This window comes from Streptomyces sp. NBC_00872 (assembly GCF_045161915.1).
Lineage (GTDB): Bacteria > Actinomycetota > Actinomycetes > Streptomycetales > Streptomycetaceae > Streptomyces.
On the sequence record NZ_CP108806.1, the window covers coordinates 2,243,292 to 2,264,193 of the forward strand.

Annotated in this window: 17 protein-coding genes; 4 read left to right on the forward strand and 13 right to left on the reverse strand. The window is 71.4% G+C overall.

Annotation, left to right across the window (positions count from 1 at the left end; all coding sequences use genetic code 11):
• The first annotated feature begins 119 nt into the window (after positions 1-119).
• A complete protein-coding gene (locus OG214_RS09565) occupies positions 120-1,709 on the forward strand; it encodes a hypothetical protein (RefSeq protein ID WP_405984505.1) in 1,590 nt (529 codons plus the stop codon).
• 82 nt (positions 1,710-1,791) lie between these two features.
• Here OG214_RS09565 and OG214_RS09570 read toward each other — a convergent pair whose 3' ends face one another.
• Positions 1,792-2,190: a RidA family protein gene (locus OG214_RS09570; RefSeq protein ID WP_405984506.1), complete on the reverse strand. Its 399-nt coding sequence runs from the start codon at positions 2,188-2,190 to the stop codon at positions 1,792-1,794.
• On the reverse strand, positions 2,187-3,425 hold the full coding sequence (locus OG214_RS09575; RefSeq protein WP_405984507.1) for an acyl-CoA dehydrogenase family protein: 1,239 nt from the start codon (positions 3,423-3,425) through the stop codon (positions 2,187-2,189). The genes OG214_RS09570 and OG214_RS09575 overlap by 4 nt, the downstream gene beginning before the upstream one ends.
• 99 nt (positions 3,426-3,524) lie before the next feature.
• On the opposite strand from OG214_RS09575, the gene OG214_RS09580 reads away from it, so the two are divergent.
• Both OG214_RS09580 and OG214_RS09585 read left to right on the forward strand, forming a co-directional pair.
• The gene (locus OG214_RS09580) at positions 3,525-5,168 is read left to right on the forward strand and encodes an AMP-binding protein (protein WP_405984508.1); all 1,644 of its coding nucleotides are present in this window, start codon (positions 3,525-3,527) and stop codon (positions 5,166-5,168) included.
• 4 nt (positions 5,169-5,172) lie between these two features.
• Positions 5,173-6,015 (forward strand): PaaX family transcriptional regulator C-terminal domain-containing protein, encoded by an 843-nt coding sequence (locus OG214_RS09585; RefSeq protein ID WP_405984509.1) that lies wholly within the window; start codon positions 5,173-5,175, stop codon positions 6,013-6,015.
• Here OG214_RS09585 and OG214_RS09590 read toward each other — a convergent pair.
• Both OG214_RS09590 and OG214_RS09595 read right to left on the reverse strand, forming a co-directional pair.
• On the reverse strand, positions 6,002-8,434 hold the full coding sequence (locus tag OG214_RS09590; RefSeq protein WP_405984510.1) for an FAD-dependent monooxygenase: 2,433 nt from the start codon (positions 8,432-8,434) through the stop codon (positions 6,002-6,004). The two genes, OG214_RS09585 and OG214_RS09590, sit on opposite strands and share 14 nt — an antisense overlap.
• A 4-nt stretch (positions 8,435-8,438) precedes the next feature.
• Positions 8,439-9,281 carry an enoyl-CoA hydratase family protein gene (locus tag OG214_RS09595; RefSeq protein ID WP_365905536.1) on the reverse strand — a complete coding sequence of 281 codons (843 nt, stop codon included), beginning with the start codon at positions 9,279-9,281 and terminating at the stop codon, positions 8,439-8,441.
• 446 nt (positions 9,282-9,727) lie between these two features.
• On the opposite strand from OG214_RS09595, the gene OG214_RS09600 reads away from it, so the two are divergent.
• Entirely contained in the window at positions 9,728-10,144 is a 417-nt protein-coding gene (locus OG214_RS09600) for an ATP-binding protein (RefSeq protein ID WP_363082307.1), read from the forward strand.
• Between the two features lie 95 nt (positions 10,145-10,239).
• On the opposite strand, the gene argF is transcribed toward OG214_RS09600, so the two are convergent.
• From argF to OG214_RS09645, 9 genes are all read right to left on the reverse strand, one after another.
• On the reverse strand, positions 10,240-11,256 hold the full coding sequence (argF, locus tag OG214_RS09605; RefSeq protein WP_363082308.1) for an ornithine carbamoyltransferase: 1,017 nt from the start codon (positions 11,254-11,256) through the stop codon (positions 10,240-10,242).
• A gap of 212 nt (positions 11,257-11,468) precedes the next feature.
• Positions 11,469-12,701: an arginine deiminase gene (locus OG214_RS09610; RefSeq protein WP_405984511.1), complete on the reverse strand. Its 1,233-nt coding sequence runs from the start codon at positions 12,699-12,701 to the stop codon at positions 11,469-11,471.
• 184 nt (positions 12,702-12,885) lie between these two features.
• On the reverse strand, positions 12,886-15,477 hold the full coding sequence (locus OG214_RS09615) for a polynucleotide kinase-phosphatase (RefSeq protein ID WP_405987461.1): 2,592 nt from the start codon (positions 15,475-15,477) through the stop codon (positions 12,886-12,888).
• 32 nt (positions 15,478-15,509) lie between these two features.
• The gene (locus OG214_RS09620; protein ID WP_405984512.1) at positions 15,510-17,204 is read right to left on the reverse strand and encodes a 3' terminal RNA ribose 2'-O-methyltransferase Hen1; all 1,695 of its coding nucleotides are present in this window, start codon (positions 17,202-17,204) and stop codon (positions 15,510-15,512) included.
• Positions 17,205-17,305: 101 nt separating this feature from the next.
• Positions 17,306-18,208: a homocysteine S-methyltransferase gene (gene mmuM, locus OG214_RS09625; protein WP_405984513.1), complete on the reverse strand. Its 903-nt coding sequence runs from the start codon at positions 18,206-18,208 to the stop codon at positions 17,306-17,308.
• A gap of 164 nt (positions 18,209-18,372) precedes the next feature.
• Complete coding sequence (locus OG214_RS09630; protein ID WP_405984514.1) at positions 18,373-19,296, reverse strand: LLM class F420-dependent oxidoreductase; 924 nt, start codon at positions 19,294-19,296, stop codon at positions 18,373-18,375.
• A 4-nt stretch (positions 19,297-19,300) separates the two neighbouring features.
• The gene (locus tag OG214_RS09635; protein WP_363082313.1) at positions 19,301-19,777 is read right to left on the reverse strand and encodes a DUF6099 family protein; all 477 of its coding nucleotides are present in this window, start codon (positions 19,775-19,777) and stop codon (positions 19,301-19,303) included.
• A 144-nt stretch (positions 19,778-19,921) separates the two neighbouring features.
• Positions 19,922-20,272, reverse strand: coding sequence for a nucleotide pyrophosphohydrolase (locus OG214_RS09640; protein ID WP_405984515.1), 351 nt, complete (start codon positions 20,270-20,272; stop codon positions 19,922-19,924).
• A 166-nt stretch (positions 20,273-20,438) separates the two neighbouring features.
• Positions 20,439-20,843 (reverse strand): cell division protein SepF, encoded by a 405-nt coding sequence (locus OG214_RS09645; protein ID WP_363082315.1) that lies wholly within the window; start codon positions 20,841-20,843, stop codon positions 20,439-20,441.
• Positions 20,844-20,902: the final 59 nt, after the last annotated feature.

Below are 20,902 nucleotides of genomic sequence, written 5' to 3' on the forward strand. Positions count from 1 at the left end.
CGTCTTTACGCTGCCTTCCGTTCGGGGGAACGGTCACGGTGTGGGACGAGGAGTGGATGGTGAGGGGCGCCAGAGGTCTCCCGATTTGGCATGCGCATGGCGATAAGGGCCAGGGCGGGGTGGAGTACGTCGCACTGGTCGGGGTGGTGGCCATGGTCGTGGCGGCGATCGTGGGGCTGACGGTGCCCGACGACGAGGCGGTCGGGCTGAAGAACGCGGTGTGCAGAATCGTTCATGCCGACAAGGGCGCCTTCGGGTGCGCCTCGGGTGAGGACGGGGACGGCGGAGCCGGGGACGACGGTGGCGGCGGGGACAGCGGCGAGGATCCCGTCGTACCCCCCGACGACCCCTTCCAGCCCGCGAAGTGTCTGCTCTCGCAGGATCAGACCAAGGACACCGTCGTCATCCAGATCCTCTTCATCAAGATCAGCGGCTCGGAACAGCTCAAGGTCCAGCAGTGGTCCGACGGCACGGTCACCGTGGAACGGGTGACGGACAGCAGCGTCGGGGTCACGGCGAGCGTCTCCGCGGGTATCCCGGGGCTCAAGGACTGGGGCGGCAGCGCCTCGCTGAGCGGCACCTACACCAAGGGCAACGGCAGCGGGGGCCAGTGGCTGTTCGGCAGCCACAAGAGCGACAACCCGCAGGCCGATCTGGAGGCCAATCTCGCCGACGCCAAGGCCTTCGCCGAGGCGCTCAAGCAGCAGGACTTCTGCCGCGCCATGATCGGCTCCCCCGTCTCCCCCATCAGCCAGGTCGGCTGCAGCAACAACGCCGTGTCGCAGATGGAGAGGACCAATCCGGAGCGCATGCCGGACGTCGACATCACCAAGACGACCACCGAGGCGTCGGGCGGGGTGAGTTTCGGCAAGTCGTTCAAGAAGGGCAGCGGCGAGGGCGGCAAGGACGGCGAGCCCAAGGACCTCGGCAGCATCTCGACCGATCTGATCAGCGGCTCCATGACCCAGGACGTGGTGGTTCTCCGTACCAACACCGGCCCGGACGCGGGCAAGGTCACCTTCGTCTACACCTTCTCGGTGAGCGGCAAGGCGGGTGAGGTGGGCCAGGTCAGCGGCACCCGGATGCAGCAGGTTGCGGTCACCTACGACGCGGCCATGTACGACGAGGAGGAGAAGAACGGCCAGCCGCACCGCCCGCAGAAGATGGTGATCACGACCAGTCAGGAGGCCGGTGAGGGGCCCGGGATCAATGTCGGCGCCGGGGCCAACGCCGGGCCCGTCACCATCGACGTCGGCGGGGGCGGCGGCGAGGTGGAGTCCCGGATCCACACCGAGTCCGCCGAACTGGTCCTCGTCAACGACGCGGACAGCACGCTGGTGGAGGACTGGCTGCGCGGGCGCGGTGACTTCCCCGCCGGTGACGCGCTGCCCTCGCCCTCCGACGCGGCCGAGGCGCCCGGCGCGGACGCAGGCCCGATCGAGCGGCTCCTGCACGACAAGGGAAAACTCAGCAGGCTCGACTACAAGGCCAACACCGACTGGTGGAACGCCTCACTCGGCATCGGCTTCGGCATCTCCGCAGGCCAGGTCACCATGGGCTTCAAGCTCTTCGGCATCGACATCACCCACGAGCACAAGGAACAGACCATCACCGGCGACCCCACCTACGCCACCGCGCCCCAGAGCGGCGGCACACGCCCCTGGGTCGAATGGAAGAACTGCACCCAGACCACCCCCATCACCGCCTGACCGGCGGTCGGGCGGGGGCCATGGGCCGTGGGCCGGGCCTGTACCCACGGGGGGACAGGCCCGGCCCGCGGTGCTGGACCGGTCAGGGCAGCACCGCGACACCGTCCAGTTCGACCAGCGCCTCCTCGTCCCAGAGCCGTACGACTCCGATCACCGCCATGGCGGGGTAGTCACGGCCCGCCAGCCTCCGCCAGATCACGCCCAGTTCGGCCGCGTGGGCGCGGTAGTCCGCGACATCGGTGGTGTAGACGGTCACCCGGGCGAGTTCGTCCGGCGCGCCGCCCGCCGCCGCGAGCGCGGCCAGCAGATTGCCGAGCGCCCTCTCGAACTGGGCGGGAAGGGTCCGTCCCACGACCTCTCCTGCCTCGTCGAGCGCGGTCTGTCCGGCCAGCAGGACCAGCCGTCCGCCGGTGGCGACGACGGCGTGCGAGAAGCCGGCGGCCGGGGAGAGCCCCGCCGGATTGACCCGCTCCAGGCTCACGCGTCCGGCTCCGTACGCTCCGGCTCCCCGGGCCCCGGGTCTGCGGGACCCGGGTACGTACGCTCCGGCTCCGTACGCCCCAGTTCCGCGCGCCGTTCTCTGTACAACTCCTTGGCGATGATGGTGCGCTGGACCTCGGTGGCGCCCTCGTAGATCCGCGGCGCCCGGACCTCGCGGTAGAGATGTTCCAGCAGATGGCCGCGCTGGAGGGCGCGGGCGCCATGGAGCTGGACCGCGGTGTCGACGACGAACTGCGCGGTCTCGGTGGCGAACAGCTTCGCCATGGCCGAGCGGCGCGGCACATCCGGCGCGCCCGTGTCGTACGCCTCGGCCGCCGCATAGACGAGCAGCCGCGCCGCCTCCGTACGCGTCGCCATCTCCGCGACCTGGTGCGCGACCGCCTGGAGATCCTTCAGCCGGCCGCCGAACGCGCCGCGCCGCGCGGTGTGTTCGAGCGTGGCGTCCAGGGCGGCGCGTGCCATGCCCACGGCGAAGGCACCGACGCTGGGACGGAAGAGGTTCAGGGTCTCCATGGCGACCCGGAAGCCATGGCCCTCCCCGCCCAGGAGATCCTCGCGGGTCACGGGCACGGCGTCGAAGACGAGAGAGCCGATGGCGTGCGGCGCGAGCATCTCGATCGCGCTGCCCGTCAGTCCTGGACGGCCGGCGGGGACGAGGAAAGCCGTGATCCCCCGGGCCCCTTCGCCCTCGCCCGTGCGCGCGAAGACGGTGTAGAAGTCCGCCTCGGGAGCGTTGGAGATCCAGCGCTTCTCACCGGTCAGCAGCCAGCCGTCGCCGTCCGGTTCGGCCCGCAGCGCGAGCGCCGCCGCGTCCGATCCCGCGCCGGGCTCGCTCAGCGCGAACGCGGCCACGGCGCGGCCCGCGCTCACCTCGGGCAGCCAGCGCGCCCGTTGACGTCCGGTCCCGGCCCGGACGACGGGGCAGGCACCGAGACCCTGGAGCGCGAGCGCGGTCTCGGCCTCCGTACAGCCCTGGGCAAGGGACTCCCGCAGCAGGCAGAGCTCCAGCGTGCCCGCGCCGCGCCCGGCCCGCTCCCCGTCTGCCTCCCCGAACAGCCGTGCCAGCAGGCCGAGTTCACCGAGCGCGGCGATCAACGGCCGGTTCACCCGGCCCGGCTCGCCCTTCTCGGCAAGCGGTCGCAGCCGTTCCACGGCGAGGGTGCGCAACTCGGCGCACCAGTCGGTCTGTTCCGGATCGAGTGAGAATACGGGCATCCGAGCCCCCACTTCCCGCGCGTCTATCGCGGACCGTTGACTGTCGTCATCCTCACGATACGCTCGATGGGCGACCCCACGACAGCAAGGGGGCGAACCATGCAGCTGACGCCGTCGGCGCACAGAGACACCTTTCCGCGCGACCAGTTACCGCCGTCGGACCAGTGGCCACGGCTTCTCCCCCTCCCTCCCGGACCGTGGCCCACGGGCCCGCTCAACTGCGCGGCCGAGCTGCTGGACCGTACGGCCGAGCGGTTCGGCCCGGACCGGCCGGTCTTCCGCACGGGCACGGGTGAGGTCTGGTCGTACGGGGAGCTGCGTGAGCGGGTCGACCGGATCGCGCATGTGCTCACCTCCGGTCTCGGGGTGGTGCCCGGCAATCGCGTCATGCTGCGCGGTCCGACCACCCCCTGGCTCGCGGCCTGCTGGCTGGCCGTGCTGAAGGCGGGCGCGGTGGCCGTGACCGTACTGGCCCAGCAGCGACCGCCGGAGCTGGCCGCCATGTGCGAGATCGCCCGGGTGAGCCATGCCCTGTGCGATGTCAGGTCGCTGGACGATCTGGTGGGCGCGCGGGTGCCGGGGCTGCGGATCACCGCGTACGGCGGGGACGGACCGGACGATCTGCTGAGTCTGGCCCGGGACGCCCGGTCCGATCCGTATCCGGCGGTACGGACCGCGCCGGACGATGTGGCGCTGATCGCCTTCACCTCGGGGACGACGGGCCGGCCCAAGGGCTGTATGCACTTCCACCGGGATGTACTGGCCGTCGCCGACACCTTCTCGCGCCAGGTGCTGCGGCCGGAGCCCGGCGATCTCTTCGCGGGCAGTCCGCCGCTCGGTTTCACCTTCGGTCTGGGCGGTCTGGTGATCTTCCCGATGCGGGCCGGGGCGTCCGCGCTCCTCCTCGAACAGGCCCGTCCCCGGGAGCTGTTGGCGGCGATCGCGGAGCACCGGGTGTCGGTCCTGTTCACCGCGCCGACCGCCTACCGGGTGATGCTCGACGAACTGGACACGCGCCCGTACGACATCTCCTCGCTTCGGCGCTGTGTCTCGGCGGGCGAGAATCTGCCCGCGGCCACCTGGCACTCCTGGCTCGGCCGGACCGGACTGCGGATCATCAACGGCATCGGCGCGACGGAGCTGCTGCATATCTTCATCTCGGCCGCGGACGAGGCGATCCGGCCGGGCACCACCGGGGTGCCGGTGCCCGGCTGGCAGGCGTGTGTGGTGGACCGCGCGGGCGCTCCGGTGCCGGACGGGGAGCCGGGACTGCTGGCCGTACGGGGTCCGGTGGGCTGCCGGTATCTGGCCGATCCGCGCCAGCGCGCGTATGTGCGCGACGGCTGGAATCTGACCGGTGACACGTATGTACGCGAGCCCGACGGCTACTTCCGGTATGTGGCCCGCGCGGACGACATGATCATCTCGGCGGGCTACAACATTCCAGGCCCCGAGGTCGAGGATGTGCTGCTGGCCCATCCCGATGTGCGGGAGGCGGCGGTGGTCGGCCGCCCCGACGAGATACGCGGTCAGATCGTCGCCGCGTATGTCGTCCTGCGGGACGGGGTCGAGCGCGGCGAGGAGACCGCGCGGGGTCTGCGGGACTTCGTCGGTACGCGGCTGGTGCCGTACAAACGCCCGCGCGCGATCGTCTTCCTGGACGCCCTTCCCCGTACGCCCACCGGCAAGCTCCAGCGCTTCCTGCTGCGCGATCCGGACTCGGTACCCCAGGGCCTACAGTGATCATGTGGCCGAGCAGCACACCCCCCGCTCCCTGATCGTCACCCTGTACGGCGCGTACGGCCGCACACCGGACGGCGCACCGCTCCCCGTGGCCGGGCTGATCCGGCTGCTGGGGGCCCTCGGTGTCGACGCGCCCTCGGTACGCTCGTCGGTCTCCCGGCTCAAACGCCGTGGGCTGCTGGTCCCCGAGCGTACGGCGGACGGCGCGGCCGGATACCGGCTCTCGGCGCAGGCCCGTCAGCTGCTCGACGACGGCGACCGCCGGATCTACGAGCGGCCCGCGCCCCGGCTCTCCGACGGCTGGGTGCTCGCCGTCTTCTCCGTACCGGAGGCCGAGCGCCACAAGCGCCATCTGCTCCGCTCCCGGCTGGGCCGGCTGGGCTTCGGCACGGCGGCGCCCGGCGTCTGGATCGCGCCCGGCCGGCTCTACGAGGAGACCCGCCACACACTGCGACGGCTCGAACTCGACACGTATGTGGACCTGTTCCGCGGCGAGCACCTCGGCTTCGAGCCGACGGAGGAGGCCGTGGCCCGCTGGTGGGATCTGGACGCGATCGCCGCCCTGCACGAGGAGTTCCTGACCGCGCACGAGCCGGTGCTGCGCGCCTGGGAGAAGGGCGCGGCCGGGCCGGTGCCGCACCTGGACTCGGTACGGGACGCCTACCGCGACTATCTGCTCGCCCTCGACTCCTGGCGCCATCTCCCCTACACGGACCCCGGTCTTCCCGGCGAGCTGCTCCCGGAGAACTGGCCGGGCGAGCGCTCCGCGGAGGTCTTCACCCGGCTGCACGCCCGGCTGCGCGACCCGGGACTGGAGTTCGTACGGGGACCGCTCAGCTCAGGGTGAGGCGCGGCCGGGGCGCGTCGGTACGGCCCGACGGCGGCGGACGGCTGCCCGCGCGGTACGGAGGCGGCCAGGGCGCGGCGGGTCCCTCGTATCCCTGGGCCGCGGCGGCGTGCAGGGTCCACTGCGGATCGTGGAGATGCGGCCGGGCGAGGGCGCAGAGATCGGCGCGGCCCGCCAGCAGCAGGGAGTTCACATCGTCCCAGGAGGAGATGGCGCCGACGGCGATCACCGGGACGGCCACGGTGTTACGGATCAGATCGGCGAACGGGGTCTGGTAGGAGCGGCCGAACTCGGGCCGCTCGTCCGCGACGACCTGGCCGGTGGAGACATCGATGGCGTCGGCGCCGTGCGCGACGAAGGCACGGGCGATCTCGACGGCCTCCTCCGGGGTGGTCCCGCCCGGCGCCCAGTCGGTGGCGGAGATACGGACGGTCATGGGCAGTTCGTCGGGCCAGTCGGCCCGTACGGCGTCGAAGACTTCGAGCGGGAAGCGCAGCCGCTTCGCGAGCGTGCCCCCGTAGGCGTCGGTGCGCCGGTTGGTGAGAGGTGAGAGGAATCCGGAGAGCAGATAGCCGTGGGCGCAGTGCAGTTCGAGCAGATCGAAGCCGCTGCGCCGGGCTCTTCCGGCCGCGGCGGCGAAGTGCTCACGGACCGCGTCGAGTTCGCGGCGGCCGAGCTGGTGGGGTATCTGACTGACACCCGGCCGGTAGGGCAGCGGGGAGGCGGCGGCCACCGGCCAGTTCCCGGCGGGCAGCGGCTCGTCCATGCCCTCCCACATCCGCCGGGTGGAGCCCTTGCGCCCCGCGTGGCCGAGCTGCACCCCCACGGCCGTACCGGGTGACCCGGCGTGGATGAAGTCGGTGATCCGCCGCCAGCCCTCGCCCTGTTCCCGGGTGTAGAGACCGGTGCAGCCCGGGGTGATCCGGCCCTCGGGGCTGACACAGACCATCTCGGTCATGACCAGACCGGCGCCGCCGAGGGCGCGGGCGCCGAGATGGACGAGATGGAAGTCCCCGGGCACGCCGTCCACCGCGGAGTACATGTCCATGGGCGAGACGACGACCCGGTTGCGCAGGGTCAGCCCGCGCAGCCGGAACGGGGTGAACATCGGGGGTGTGCCGGGCGGGCAGCCGAAGTCCGTCTCCACCGCCCGGGTGAAGCCGGGGTCGCGCAGCCGCAGATTGTCATGGGTGACCCGGCGGCTGCGGGTCAGCAGTCCGAAGGCGAACTGGCGCGGCGGCTGGTCCGTATAGGTGGCCAGCTCCTCGAACCAGCGCAGACTGGCGGCGGCGGCCCGCTGGGTGGACTCGACGACCGGCCGGCGTTCGCTCTCGTACGCGGCGAGCGCGGCCGGCAGATCCGGGTGCTCCTCGACACAGGCGGCGAGCGCGAGGGCGTCCTCCACGGCGAGCTTGGTGCCGGATCCTATGGAGAAGTGGGCGGTGTGCGCGGCGTCGCCGATCAGTACGGTGTTGCCGTGGCTCCAGCGGTCGTTGACGACCGTACGGAACGCGGTCCAGGAGGAGGCGTTGGAGCGCAGGGGCCGTCCGCCGAGCGCCTCGGCGAAGACCGCGGCGCACCGCTCGGCCGACCGCCGCTCGTCGAGCCGGTCGAACCCGGCCGCCCGCCAGACCTCTTCCCGCATCTCGACGATGACCGTGCTCCTCGGTCCGCCGGAGCCATGCGCACCGGCGGCCCCGGGGGCACCCGCCCCGCCGGTGACACCCGCCTGACCTGTGACACCCGCCTGACCGGTGACGCCCGCCCCGCCGGTGACACCCGCCCCGCCGGTGACACCCGCCCCGGCGGCGAAGGGATAGCCGTGGAGCTGCATCACCCCGTGCCGGGTCTCCGCGATCTCGAAGCGGAACGCGTCGAAGGCGAAGTCGGCGGCGAGCCAGATGTAGCGGCAGCGGTGGGTGGTGATCCGCGGCCCGAAGGCCGCCGCGTGGGTGTCGCGGGTGAGGCTGTTGATCCCGTCCGCCGCGATCACCAGATCGTGGGTGGCGGCGAGTTCGGCGGCGGGCGGGGCCTCGGTGCGGAAGCGGAACCGTACCCCGAGGGACGCGCAGCGCTCGCGCAGGATCGCCAGCAGCCGGTGCCGGCCGAGCGCCGCGAAGCCGTGGCCGCCCGAGGTGAGGGTCCGGCCGCGGTGGACGATGTCGATGGAGTCCCAGCGGACGAACTCGTCCTGGAGCGCCCGGTGGACGACCGGGTCCGCGTGCTCGATACCGCCGAGTGTCTCGTCCGAGAGGACCACACCGAAACCGAAGGTGTCGTCCGGGGCGTTGCGCTCCCAGACGGTGATCTCGCGGTCGGGACGGAGCCCCTTGAGCAGGGCCGCCGCGTAGAGCCCGCCCGGTCCGCCGCCGATCACCGCGATACGCCGGACGCCCGGCACGGCCGCGACCCCCGCCACTTCGCTACTGTCCCCGCCACTTCGGGGCGCGCTTCCCGGTGAAGGCGGCGTGGAACTCCGCGTAGTCCTCCCCGTGCATCAGCAGCGCCTGGGTGGCCGCGTCCAGTTCGACGGCGGCGGCCAGCGGCATGTCCAGCTCCGCGGTGAGCAGTGCTTTCGTCTGCGCGTACGCGAGGGCCGGGCCCCGCGCGAGCCCGCGGGCCAGCTCCGCGGCCCGTACGTCGGCGCCGCCCTCGTCGGTCAGTTCGCTGATCAGCCCGATCCGTTCGGCCTCGGGGGCGTGGACGGGCTCGCCGAGCATCAGCAGCCGGGTCGCGTGACCGAGACCGACGATCCTGGGCAGCAGATAGGCCGCCCCCATGTCACCGCCGGAGAGCCCGACCCGGGTGAAGAGGAAGGCGAACCGCGCGGTGGGGTCCGCGATCCGGAAGTCGGCGGCGAGCGCGAGGACGGCCCCGGCGCCCGCGGCGACCCCGTGCACGGCGGCGATCACCGGGAAGGGGCATTCACGGATCGCCCTGACCACCTGCCCGGTCATCCGGTTGAAGTCGAGGAGCCGGGCGGTGTCCAGCCCGAGGGTCGCGCCGATGATCTCGTCGACATCGCCGCCCGAGCAGAAGCCGCGCCCCTCACCGGCCAGGACCAGGGCGCGTACGGAACGTTCCCTGGAGAGCTCGGCGAGCAGATCGCGCAGATCGGCGTAGGCGCCGAAGGTGAGCGCGTTGAGCTTGGCGGGGCGGTCGAGGGTGACGGTCGCGACCCCGTCGTCGTCGCGGGTCAGCCGGAGATGGCGCCACTCCTGGGTGCGGGGCGCGGAGCCGGTGAACGGGCTCGTGGAGTGGCTCATGGAGTACGGCCTCCCTCAGCGGACGCTGTCCCTCGCCGGAACGGTATCACTCGTGTGTGACTGTCGTCACGAGTGCGCGATACGTTTCGAGCCACCCGCGCCCTCGATCGCCCGGCCATCCGCCCCCGATCGCCCCGAACTGTCCGTCCCCGGTCGGCCCAGAGCCGTCCGGCCTCGATCGCCCCCGGCCGTCCGTCCCCGATCGCCCTCGGGCGCGCTGGGCCGACTGGGCCACTCCACGGGCGCGCAGGTTCCCCTCCCGTACCCGGCGAATGGCCCACACCGGCCCAAACGTCCAGCGGCCAAAGGTCCCGATCCGGGCGGGACTTAGGTCCCTTTTCCGGCGGGCCGCCGCCTCTTGTCCGCGCCCTTACGCTCCGTAAAGTTGAAGCCGATAGCACTTCAGCCTCACGACACCCGCCGAACCCTTGATCGGACCACCCGCTGTGCCGGAACCCTCAGGCCTCCCCTCCTGGCGTGTCGCACTGCCCCACAGTGCGGAAGCAGTACCGCTCGCCCGCGCCCTGGTCCGGACGGCGATCGCGCATCTCGCGGACATGACCGACAGCGACACCGCGGAGCTGCTCACGGCGGAGCTGGTCGCGAACGCCATCAAGCACACACCGGGGAACGACCCGATCGAGCTGGTCGTGGAGCTGCTGCCCACCGGCTGCCAGGTCGAGGTGCACGACCGCGACCCGGCCCCGCCGGGGAATCTCTCGCGTCCGGGGTTCGGCGCGATGCCCGATCCGTGGCAGGAGGACGGGCGCGGTCTGCTGCTGATCCATACGCTCAGCGCGGACTGCGGCCACCGGCCCACGGATCAGGGAAAAGCGGTCTGGTTCACGCTCCCCACCTGCTGACCAGACCTCGGCCTGACCCGACCTCAGCCTGACCCGACCTCAGCCGGGAGCGCCTGTGCGGGCGCGGCTAAGCGGGAGCCGCTAAGCGGGCGCGGCTAAGCGGGCGCGCCGTCCCGGGCGAGGGTGGCGACCAGTACGGCCTTGATCGTGTGCAGCCGGTTCTCGGCCTCGTCGAAGACGACGGAGTGCGCCGACTCGAAGACCTCGTCGGTGACCTCCAGTTCGGTCAGACCGTGGCGCTCATGGATCTCGCGGCCGACCGCCGTGTCGAGGTTGTGGAAGGCCGGCAGACAGTGCAGGAACTTCACCCCGGGATTCCCGGTCGCGCGCAGGACGTCCATGGTCACGGCGTACGGACCGAGCGCGGCGATCCGCTCGTCCCAGACCTCCTTGGCCTCCCCCATCGACACCCAGACGTCCGTGGCCACGAAGTCCGCGCCCGCGACCCCCTCCTCGATGCTCTCGGTGAGGGTCAGACGCGCCCCGCTCTCCTCTGCGGTCTTGCGTGCCAGGGTGACGATCTCCTCGTCCGGCCAGTAGGCGCGCGGCGCGACGAGCCGTACGTCCATCCCCAGCAGCGCGCCGGTGACCAGATACGAGTTGCCCATGTTGAAGCGCGCGTCACCGAGGTAGGCGAAGGCCGTCTCCGTCAGGGGCTTGGCGCAGTGCTCGGTCATCGTCAGCACATCGGCGAGCATCTGTGTGGGGTGCCAGTCGTCCGTGAGGCCGTTGAAGACCGGCACGCCCGCGTGCGCGGCGAGCTCCTCGACGGTCGTCTGGGCGTCCCCGCGGAACTCGATACCGTCGAACATCCGGCCGAGCACCCGGGCCGTGTCCTTCGCCGACTCCTTCTTCCCGATGTGCGAACTCGCCGGGTCGATATAGGTCGTCGCCGCCCCCTGGTCCGCCGCCGCCACCTCGAAGGCACAGCGTGTACGGGTCGAGGCCTTCTCGAAGATCAGCGCGATGTTCCTGCCGCGCAGCCGCTGGATCTCGGTGCCCGCCTTCTTCGCGGCCTTCAGCTCGGCGGCGAGCTCGATCAGGCCGCGGAACTCCTCGGCCGTGAAGTCCAGCTCCTTGAGGAAGTGGCGGCCTGCGAGGTGTATCGCCATGGTGGCTGCTCCTGGGGCACAGATGGGAGGGGAGTGGAAAGGGGGTGGTGAAGGGGGTGGCACATACCGGGACCATGGAACTATATACGATCGCCCGTATTGCTATACGATCACAGAGGGTGCGTGGCGCACACAGGGCGCGGGGCGCACATACGGCCCGCGGCGCGCATGGCCTCGCGCGGTGGTGTACGTAGTCCGCGGTGGTGTGCGTACTACACAGCGGCGCGCTCGACCGGACAGCTCATACAGCGCGGCCCGCCACGACCACGCCCCAGCTCGCTGCCGGGGATCTCGATCACCTCGATGCCCTGTCTGCGCAGATGGGTGTTGGTGGTGACATTGCGGTCGTAGGCGACGACGACACCGGGCTCCACGGCGAGCACGTTGCAGCCGTCGTCCCACTGCTCTCGGGCGGCGGAGTGCACATCCTGGGTGGCGGTCAGCACCCGGATCTCCGGCAGCCCGAGCGCCGCCGCGATGGCGCGGTGCATATGCTCCGGCGGATGGTCGGTGACCTTCAGTTCATGGCCGTCGCCGCCCGGTTCGATGGTGTACGAGCGGAGCATGCCGAGACCCGCGTACTGCGTGAAGGTGTCGCCGTCGACCATCGTCATCACCGTGTCGAGATGCATGAACGCCCGGCGCTTGGGCATGTCCAGCGCCACGATCGTGGTCGCAGAACCGGCCGCGAAGAGTCCTCGGGCCAGCATCTCGACCGCCTGCGGGGTGGTGCGTTCACTCATCCCGATCAGTACGGCTCCCTCGCCGATGACCAGCACATCGCCGCCCTCGATGGTGGACGGATAGTCGTCCTGCCCCTCCGACCAGTGGTGGAAGGCACCAGCCTCGGGAGCGGTGAAGAGCGGATGGTGCTTGTAGACCGCCTCGAAGTGCACGGTCTCGCGCCGGCGCGCGGGCCAGCGCATGGCGTTGATGCTCACTCCGTCGTAGATCCAGGCGGAGGTGTCCCGGGTGAAGATGTGGTTCGGCAGCGGGTCGAGCAGGAAGTCGTCCAGCGCCATCACATGGAAGCGTACGGAGGTCGGCTCCGCGTGCCGCTCCAGGAACTCCCGCTTGGTCATCCCGCCGACCAGCGCCTCGACCAGCTCGGCGGTCGGCAGTCCGTCGAACACCGCCCGGAGATGGCCGGTGGCGAGCGGACCGTACTCCTTCTCGTCGAAGACCCTGTCCAGCACGAGCCGCCGCGCCACCGGCAGCTCCAGGGACTCACGGAGCAGATCGGCGAAGAGATGCACCCGCACTCCGCGGTCGCGCAGCACCGCGGCGAACGCGTCGTGCTCCTCCTGGGCGCGCCGCACCCACAGCACGTCGTCGAAGAGCAACGCGTCCTTGTTGCCGGGCGTGAGCCGTTTCAGCTCCAGATCAGGCCGGTGCAGTATGACGCGGCGCAGCCGCCCGGCCTCGGAGTCGACTTGGAATCCCATGACCCCATCCTCACCGCATGAGGCGCGGTTCACGCGGTGAACGGATGAGGCCCTGGTCTCAGCACCGGCCCTGATCCCAGCACCCGGCCTGGTCCCACCCCGGCTGCCGTGTCGGCGTTCGGCGACGGCGACGCGTCAGCCGGGGTGTCGGCGTCGGCCGTGGTGTCGGCGTCGGCCGCCGGTGTCAGAGCCGGGGGTCCACCGGCTCCGACTCCAGGGCCAGGACCGCGAAGACCGCCTCATGCACCCGCCACAGCGGCTCGCCGTCCGCCAGCCGGTCCAGCGCCTCCAGGCCGAGGGCGTACTCCCGCAGCGCCAACGACCGCTTGTGGCCGAGGAATCGGCTGCGCAGCCGCTGGAGGTTGTCCGGGCGGGTGTACTCGGGCCCGTAGATGATCCGCAGATACTCACGGCCGCGCACCTTGATGCCCGGCTGTACGAGCCGTCCCTTCTCGTCCCGTACCAGCGCCGCGAGCGGCTTGACGACCATGCCCTCGCCGCCGCGCTCCGTCATCTCCAGCCACCAGTCGGTCCCGCTGCGGACCGATGCCTCGTCACCCGTGTCGACGATCAGCCGCCGGGTGACCTGGAGCAGGCCGGTCGGGTCGTGCTCGACCAGCCGGTCCAGCCAGGCGAGCTGCTGGTCGTGCGGGACCGCCGCGAGGCTGCGGCCCTGGACGGCCAGGAGCTGGAACGGCGCGAGACGCACTCCCGCCAGTCCGTCCGTGGGCCAGCAGTAGCGCCGGTACGCCTCGGTGAACGCCGCCGCGTCGGTCGCGCGGTCGCGCTGCGCCGTCAGCAGCGCGGTGGCCTCGACACCCCGGGACACGGCGGCTTCGAGCGCCCGGGTCACGGCGGGGAAGGCGGCGCCCGCGGCGGCGCCGACCGCCGCGTACTGCGTGCGCAGCAGACCTGTGGCCTTGAGCGACCAGGGCATCAGCTCGGCGTCCAGCAGCAGCCAGTCCGTGTCGAGTTCCCGCCAGAGCCCGGCGGCCGTGACGGCCGTGCGCAGCCGCTCCAGTATCTCCTCGGTGACCGCGGGGTCGTCGAAGAAGGGACGGCCGGTACGGGTGTGCAGGGCGCCGGTCGGCCCGGCCACGCCGAAGCGTTCACGCGCCGCCGCCTCGTCCCGGCAGACCAGGGCCACCGCACGCGATCCCATGTGCTTCTCCTCGCACACGACCCGCGCGACACCGTCCGAGCGGTACTGGGCGAACGCCTCGGCCGGGTGCTCCAGATAGTGCCCGTCGGCACCCGCGCCCCGGGCCTCGGCGCCGGCGGTCGCGGTGGGTGCCATGGTGGGCGGGAGATAGGCGAGCAGCCGGGGGTCGACCGCGAAACGGCTCATGACCTCCAGCGCCGCCGCCGCGTTCTCCTCGCGCACCGCGAGCCTGCCCATGTGGCGGGTCTCCACGATCCGCTTGCCGTGCACATCGGCGAGGTCGAGCGGCCGGCCCTCCCGCCCGCCGGGCGCCTCGGTGGTCAGTGGTCTGGCCGGCTCGTACCAGACCCGCTCGGCGGGTACGTCGACGAGTTCGCGCTCCGGCCAGCGCAGCGCGGTCATCTTCCCGCCGAAGACCGCCCCGGTGTCCAGACAGATGGTGTTGTTGATCCACGAGGTGTTCGGTACGGGGGTGTGTCCGTACACCACGGCCGCCCGGCCCCGGTAGTCCTCGGCCCAGGGGTAGCGCACGGGCAGCCCGAACTCGTCGGTCTCGCCCGTGGTCTCGCCGTAGAGGGCGTGCGAACGCACCCGGCCCGAGGTACGGCCGTGGTACTTCTCGGGCAGACCCGCGTGACAGACGACCAGCTTGCCGCCGTCCAGGACGTAGTGGCTGACCAGCCCGTCGACGAACTCCCGCACCCGCGCGCGGAACGCGTCGTCCTCCTTCTCGAACTGCTCGACGGTCTCGGCGAGTCCGTGGGTGTGCTGGACCTTCCTTCCCTTGAGCCAGCGGCCGAGCTTGTTCTCGTGGTTGCCCGGTACGCACAGGGCGTCGCCGGACGCGACCATGTCCATCACCAGCCGCAGCACACCGGGGCTGTCGGGACCGCGGTCGACGAGGTCGCCGACGAAGACGGCCGTACGCCCCTCGGGGTGGGTGCCGTCCCGGTAGCCCAGTCTGCCGAGCAGGGTCTCCAGCTCGGAGCGGCAGCCGTGGACGTCCCCGATGATGTCGAAGGGGCCGGTGAGATGGGTGAGGTCGTTGTAGCGGCGTTCGAGCACGACACCGGCGGCGGCCACTTCCCGCTCACCGCGCAGGATGTAGACCTTGCGGAAGCCCTCACGCTCCAGGCCTCGTAGCGAACGGCGCAGTTCGCCGCGGTGGCGCCTGATGACATGGCGCGGCATACCGGCCCGGTCGGGGCGGCCGGCGTTCCGTGCCGCGCACACCTCCTCCGGCAGGTCGAGGACGATCGCGACGGGCAGGACGTCATGCTCGCGCGCGATCCGTACGAGCTGCTTACGGCTCTCGGACTGCACATTGGTCGCGTCCACGACAGTGAGGCGGCCGGCCGCGAGCCGCTTGCCCACGATGTAGTGCAGTACGTCGAAGGCGTCACGGCTCGCGCTCTGGTCGTTCTCGTCGTCGGCGACCAGTCCACGGCAGAAGTCCGAGGAGACGATCTCGGTGGGCTTGAAGTGGCTCCTGGCGAAGGTGGACTTGCCGGAGCCGGTGGCACCGATCAGTACGACGAGGGAGAGATCGGGCACGGGGAGAGCGCGCGAGGCGGAGGCCGGCTGCTCGTCTACGGCTTCGGTGCCGGTGTCCATGCCGGTGCCGGTGCTTATGCCGGTGCGGTCGCTCATGCGGTCTTCCCCTCCTGCTCGTCCGCTGCTGTTACGGCGGTCCTGGTCGCGACGGTCCCGGTCACGACGGTCTCGGTCACGACGGTCTTGTCGTTCTGTGTGAAGACGGCCATCTGTGTGGGCGGTCCCACCTCGGGGTCATCGGGACCTATCGGGGCATACGCGACGTCATAGCCATGGCGTCGGGCGACCTCGCCTGCCCAGTCGCGGAACTCCTCGCGGGTCCACTCGAAGCGGTGGTCGCCATGGCGTACGTGCCCGGCGGGCAAGGTCTCCCAGCGGACGTTGTACTCGACATTGGGCGTGGTCACGATGACGGTACGGGGCCGTGCCGCGCCGAACACCGCGTGCTCCAGGGCGGGCAGACGCGGCAGATCGAGATGCTCGACCACCTCGCTCAGCACGGCGGCGTCGTATCCCTTGAGCCGCTTGTCCGTATAGGTGAGGGCGCCCTGTAGCAGCGTGACACGGGCGGCCTGGCGCTCGCTCATCCTGTCCAGCCCTATCCGGCGCCCGGCGATGGCCAAGGCGCGTACCGACACATCCACACCGACGATCCGGGTGAAGCGCGCGTCCTTGAGCAGTGCCTGTACGAGCTGTCCCTGCCCGCAGCCCAGGTCGAGCACCGTGCCCGCGCCCGTGGCACGGAGGGCGGTCAGGATCGCCTCGCGCCGCTGATCGGCGAGCGAGGGCTCCTTCGTGAAGCTCCTCACACGCCCGTCGTCAGCTCCGGCCGCGCCGGCCGCGCCCGCCGCGGTGTCCGCGGTGGCGTTTGCGGTGTCGGTGGCGTTTGCCGTGTCCGTGACTTCCGTGGCTTCCGTGGCGTCCGAGCTCGCTTCCCCGGTCTCCGCGCCGTCCAGGGCGGGGTCGGTGAGGATCTCCTCCACGGCGTTGTCGATCGCCTCGACGTCGATGTCGTCGGCCTCGGCGAGCCGGACCAGTTCGAGGCGCTCCATCGCCTGCCGGGTCAGACCCCAGCGGCGGGCCAGATAGCGGCTGGTGATCAGCTTCTGCTCGGGGTGCTCGGCCAGCCAGCCCTCGCCCGCGCGCAGCAGCTTGTCCACCTCGTCGGGCGCGACCCAGTAGTGCTTGGCGTCGTCCAGCACCGGCAGCAGGACATAGAGCTGGCGCAGCGCGTCGGCCAGCCGCAGCTCGCCGTCCAGGACGAGCTGGACATAGCGTGACTCGCCCCACTGGGGGAACCGCTCGTCCAGTGCCACCGGACGTGCCTCCACCGATGTCCAGCCGAGCGGCCCGAAGAGCTTGCCGACCAGCTCGGCGCCACCGCGCGCGGGCACGGCGGGGACCTCGATCCGCAGCGGCAGTGGCCGCGCGGCGCGCTCGGGCAGCGCGGCGCAGACCCCGCGCAGGGCGCTCTTGAAGACCGTGCTCAGCGCGACCGCGAGCAGTGAGGAGGCCGCGTAGGGACGGTCGTTGACATACTGCGCGAGCGCCGCGTCGGGCGCGCCGCCCCGGCCCTTCCCCCTGCTCCGCCGTACCAGCGCCACGGGATCGATCTCCAGCAGCAGCGCGGCCGTGCAGCGCTCGGCGGATGCCTCGGGGTAGAGCACATGGGCGGTGCCATGCGCTGTGGAGAACGTCTGCGCCCGGTCGGGGTGCTTGTGCAGCAGAAATCCGAGGTCGGTCGCGGGACGTTCCGGGGTGCCGGTCGTACTGATCGTCAGGAACACCCGATCGAGTATTGCCCGGGAGGACCACTACGACCAGGGGTTTTCGTCCTGTACGTCTTCCCGTCGCACTCCGGCGTCCTCCCGCCGCGCCCCCGGTGTCCTCACCCCTCCAGCGCGGCGCCGAGCCGGGCGATGTCGGCCGGACCGACCCGGCAGCATCCGCCCACCAGCCGCGCCCCCGCCGACCGCCAGGCCCCCACCCGCGCCGGATCGAAGGTGGCGTCACCGCGCCAGCTCCGCTTCCCCGCGTCCCAGCCCTCGCCGCTGTTGGGGTAGACGACGACCGGTTTGCCCATCACCGAGGCGGCGGCCTCCACGGCGCGGTCGGCGTCCGCCGGCTCGCAGCAGTTGACGCCCACCGCGATCACCTCACCGGCACCGGCCGCCAGGGCGAAGGCCTCGGCGAGCGGCTGTCCGGCCCGGGTGCGCTCCCCCGCGATGGAGTACGAGAGCCAGACCGGCACCCCGCAGCCGTCCACGGCCCGCAGCAGGGCCTCCGCCTCGTCGGTGTCCGGCACCGTCTCCAGCGCCAACACGTCGGGACCGGCCGCCACGAGGGTCTCGACCCTCGGCCGGTGGAAACGCTCCAGCTCCCGTACGGTCAGTCCGTACCGACCTCGGTACTCACTGCCGTCCGCGAGCATCGCCCCGTACGGACCGACCGACGCGGCCACCCACACCTCGTGCTCCACGGTCTCCCCCGCGTGGCGCGCCAGCTCCACACTTCTGGCCAGCAGACCGGCCGCCTCCCGCCGCTCCACACCCCGCCGCGCGAAGCCCTCGTAGGTGGCCTGGTAGCTGGAGGTGATCAGCACCCGCGCGCCCACCCGCACATACGCCGCGTGGGCCGCCTCGATCTGCTCGGGACCGTCGGCGAGGAGCCGCGCGGACCAGAGCTCGTCGGAGAGGTCGCAGCCCTGTGCCGCGAGCTGGTTGGAGAGACCGCCGTCGAGGACGACGGTCTCCCCGGCGAGGGCGGCGGCGAGTGTGCGGGCGGGTTTCATGACTGCTCTCCAGTGTCTCCGTACTCACCGGCACTCACCGGCGTTCACCGGCACTCACCGGGTTTCCGTGCTCACCACTGCTCGCCGGGTCGGTCTCCGTGCTCACCGAGCGGGTCCTGGCTCCTCCCGGGTCCAGGGCCCTCGGTCCCGGTCACGCGCGGGACTCAGCCGAGCTGTGACTGGACCTGTGCGGAGATCAGCTCCAGATGGTCGAGATCGTCCAGGTCCAGGACCTGGAGATAGAACCGCGACGCGCCCACCGCCGCGTACCGGCCGATCTTGTCGACGACCTCGGCGGGCGAGCCCGCGAGCCCGTTCGTCCTCAGCTCGTCCGCCTCCCGGCCGATGGCCGCCGCGCGCCGGGCCACCTCCGCGTCGTCCCTGCCCACACAGACCACCAGCGCGTTCGAGTAGACAAGCTCGTCCGCCCGGCGGCCGGCCGCCTCTGCGGCGTCCCGCACCCGGCCGAACTGCCGCTCCGTGTCCTCGATGGAGGCGAACGGCATATTGAACTCGTCCGCGTACCGGGCGGTCAGCCGAGGGGTGCGGGTGGCGCCGTGCCCGCCGATCAGGACCGGCACCTTGCCCTGCGCGGGCTTGGGCAGCGCGGGCGAGTCGGTGAGCTGGTAATACGTGCCGTCATGGCTGAAGGTCTTGCCCACCTCCGTCCCCCAGAGCCCGGTCACGATGGCGAGCTGCTCCTCCAGCCGGTCGAACTTCTCCTTGGGGAAGGGGATGCCGTACGCCTTGTGCTCCTCCTCGAACCAGCCGGCGCCCAGGCCCAGTTCGACCCGGCCGCCGGACATCTGGTCCACCTGCGCGACCTGGATGGCCAGCACGCCCGGCAGCCGGAACGTGGCGGCCGTCATCAGCGTGCCGAGCCGGATCCGCTTGGTCTCCCTGGCCAGTCCGGCCAGGGTGATCCAGGCGTCCGTCGGCCCCGGGAGCCCGTCGCCCGACCCCATCCGCACATAGTGGTCGGACCGGAAGAAGGCGTCGAAGCCGAGGTCCTCGGTGGCCTTGGCCACGGTCAGCAGGGTCTCGTAGGTCGCCCCTTGCTGGGGCTCGGTGAAGATTCGAAGATCCATGCTTCTATCCTGCACCCTCGAACCGCCTGCCCCCTTCCCGCTCCCGTGCGCTCAGCCTGCGCAGCATTCCGCCCACCCGGTCGCTCGACTCGTCGGCGGCGTCGATCGCCTCGATGCACTGCCAGTAGAGCCCCTCCTCGTCCGTGGCACAGGCCACCGCGACCAGCGCGATGCCCACCTCACCCAACAGCTCGCCCAGCCTCGTCAGCGCTCCCCCCGGGTCCCGCACCCCGGAGAGCTGCCCCGCCCGTATCCCGCCGGGACAGAGCCCCGGCTGATCCGGCGGTCCGCAGCCGCGCCCGCCTGCCTCGCCCAGCTCCCGCGCCTCGGCCCTCAGCTCCTGCGGTCCGCTCAACGCCAACTGGTTGCCGATCGCCTGCGCGAGGGCCTGCGCCTGACAGGCCTCCGCGATCACATCCAGCGCCTCCGCGCTCCCCGCCAGGGCATGCCGGCTCACTCCGATGAGCCGTTCCGCATCCATGCACAGCCCCCGCTCATACGACAATCCTGCCCATTCACTCCACTACCCAGAGTGAGGGAATGGCGACAGAAAGGCCAGAGCAATGCGGAAATCTCTGGACAGCAAGCTCAATGTGTATAACTCAATCACTCCGCAGAGTGACGATCATGGTGAATCGGGCCCCGCCGAGGGCCGCTTGGGCGGAAAGCGGACCTCATTCCGGTCGATCTTGGCCGCGAGCGCCGCCAGCGCGTCGATCCCCAGCACCTCGCAGAGCTGGAGCAGATAGGCGAGCACATCGGCGACTTCGTCGGTCACCCGGTGCGCCGACCCGGGGTCCTCCATCACCCGCGCCGACTGCTCCGGCGTCAGCCACTGGAAGATCTCCAGCAGCTCGGACGCCTCGACGCTCAGCGCCGCCACCAGGTTCTTGGGGGTGTGGTACGGCTCCCAGTCCCGCGCCGCCGCGAACTCGGCCAGCCTGCGCTGCAGTCCCGCCACGTCATGTTCCGTCACGGCTCCAGGTCTACCACCGTCACTCCGGCGGCCCGCGCGCGAGCCCTCCACGACGGCTCCGTACCCGCGCCCGCGCTCACGACCGGACCGGCCGGACCGGCCGCACCGACCGGACCGTCCGTACAGGGCCCGCGACGCGGGGAACCGTTCCGCCTCGGCGGCCTCCCTACGACCGGGGGACGGCTTCCGCCGCGATCCCCTCGACCTCCGTGCCGATCGGCGCCAGCAGGAAGACGTTCTTGTCCACCCGGTGCATCCCGCTGCCGAGTCCGAAGACGACCCCGCTGCTGAAGTCCAGGATGCGCTTGGCCACATCCGGCTCCGCGCCGGTCAGATCGAGCAGCACCGGGATCCGCGCGATGAGATGGTCCGCCACTTCCCGCGCGTCCCCGAACACCTGCACCCGCAGGACGATGAAGCGCCGGTTCTCCGCCGCGTAGTCACGCGGGACGGCCCGGTGGTCGACCCGGGACGGCCACTCGTCGCGGCCACGCAGCGGGACGACCTGTGCCAGGCCCTCCCACTGCTCGTCGGTGGCGTCGAACTCGCCGTATCTGCCGTACCTGCTCACCGGACCACCCCGCCCCTGCGCTGAGTCTGCATCCGGCCATACTCTCGTCCCTCACTCGT

Bases quoted from the DNA above. Each gene is read 5' to 3' on its own strand.
- OG214_RS09575 (WP_405984507.1), bottom strand. From the start codon at position 3,425: ATGCCCGTATTCTCACTCGATCCGGAACAGACCGACTGGTGCGCCGAG.
- OG214_RS09580 (WP_405984508.1), top strand. From the start codon at position 3,525: ATGCAGCTGACGCCGTCGGCGCACAGAGACACCTTTCCGCGCGACCAG.
- OG214_RS09595 (WP_365905536.1), bottom strand. From the start codon at position 9,281: ATGAGCCACTCCACGAGCCCGTTCACCGGCTCCGCGCCCCGCACCCAG.
- argF (WP_363082308.1), bottom strand. From the start codon at position 11,256: ATGGCGATACACCTCGCAGGCCGCCACTTCCTCAAGGAGCTGGACTTC.
- OG214_RS09610 (WP_405984511.1), bottom strand. From the start codon at position 12,701: ATGGGATTCCAAGTCGACTCCGAGGCCGGGCGGCTGCGCCGCGTCATA.
- OG214_RS09615 (WP_405987461.1), bottom strand. From the start codon at position 15,477: ATGGACACCGGCACCGAAGCCGTAGACGAGCAGCCGGCCTCCGCCTCG.
- mmuM (WP_405984513.1), bottom strand. From the start codon at position 18,208: ATGAAACCCGCCCGCACACTCGCCGCCGCCCTCGCCGGGGAGACCGTC.
- OG214_RS09630 (WP_405984514.1), bottom strand. From the start codon at position 19,296: ATGGATCTTCGAATCTTCACCGAGCCCCAGCAAGGGGCGACCTACGAG.
- OG214_RS09635 (WP_363082313.1), bottom strand. From the start codon at position 19,777: ATGGATGCGGAACGGCTCATCGGAGTGAGCCGGCATGCCCTGGCGGGG.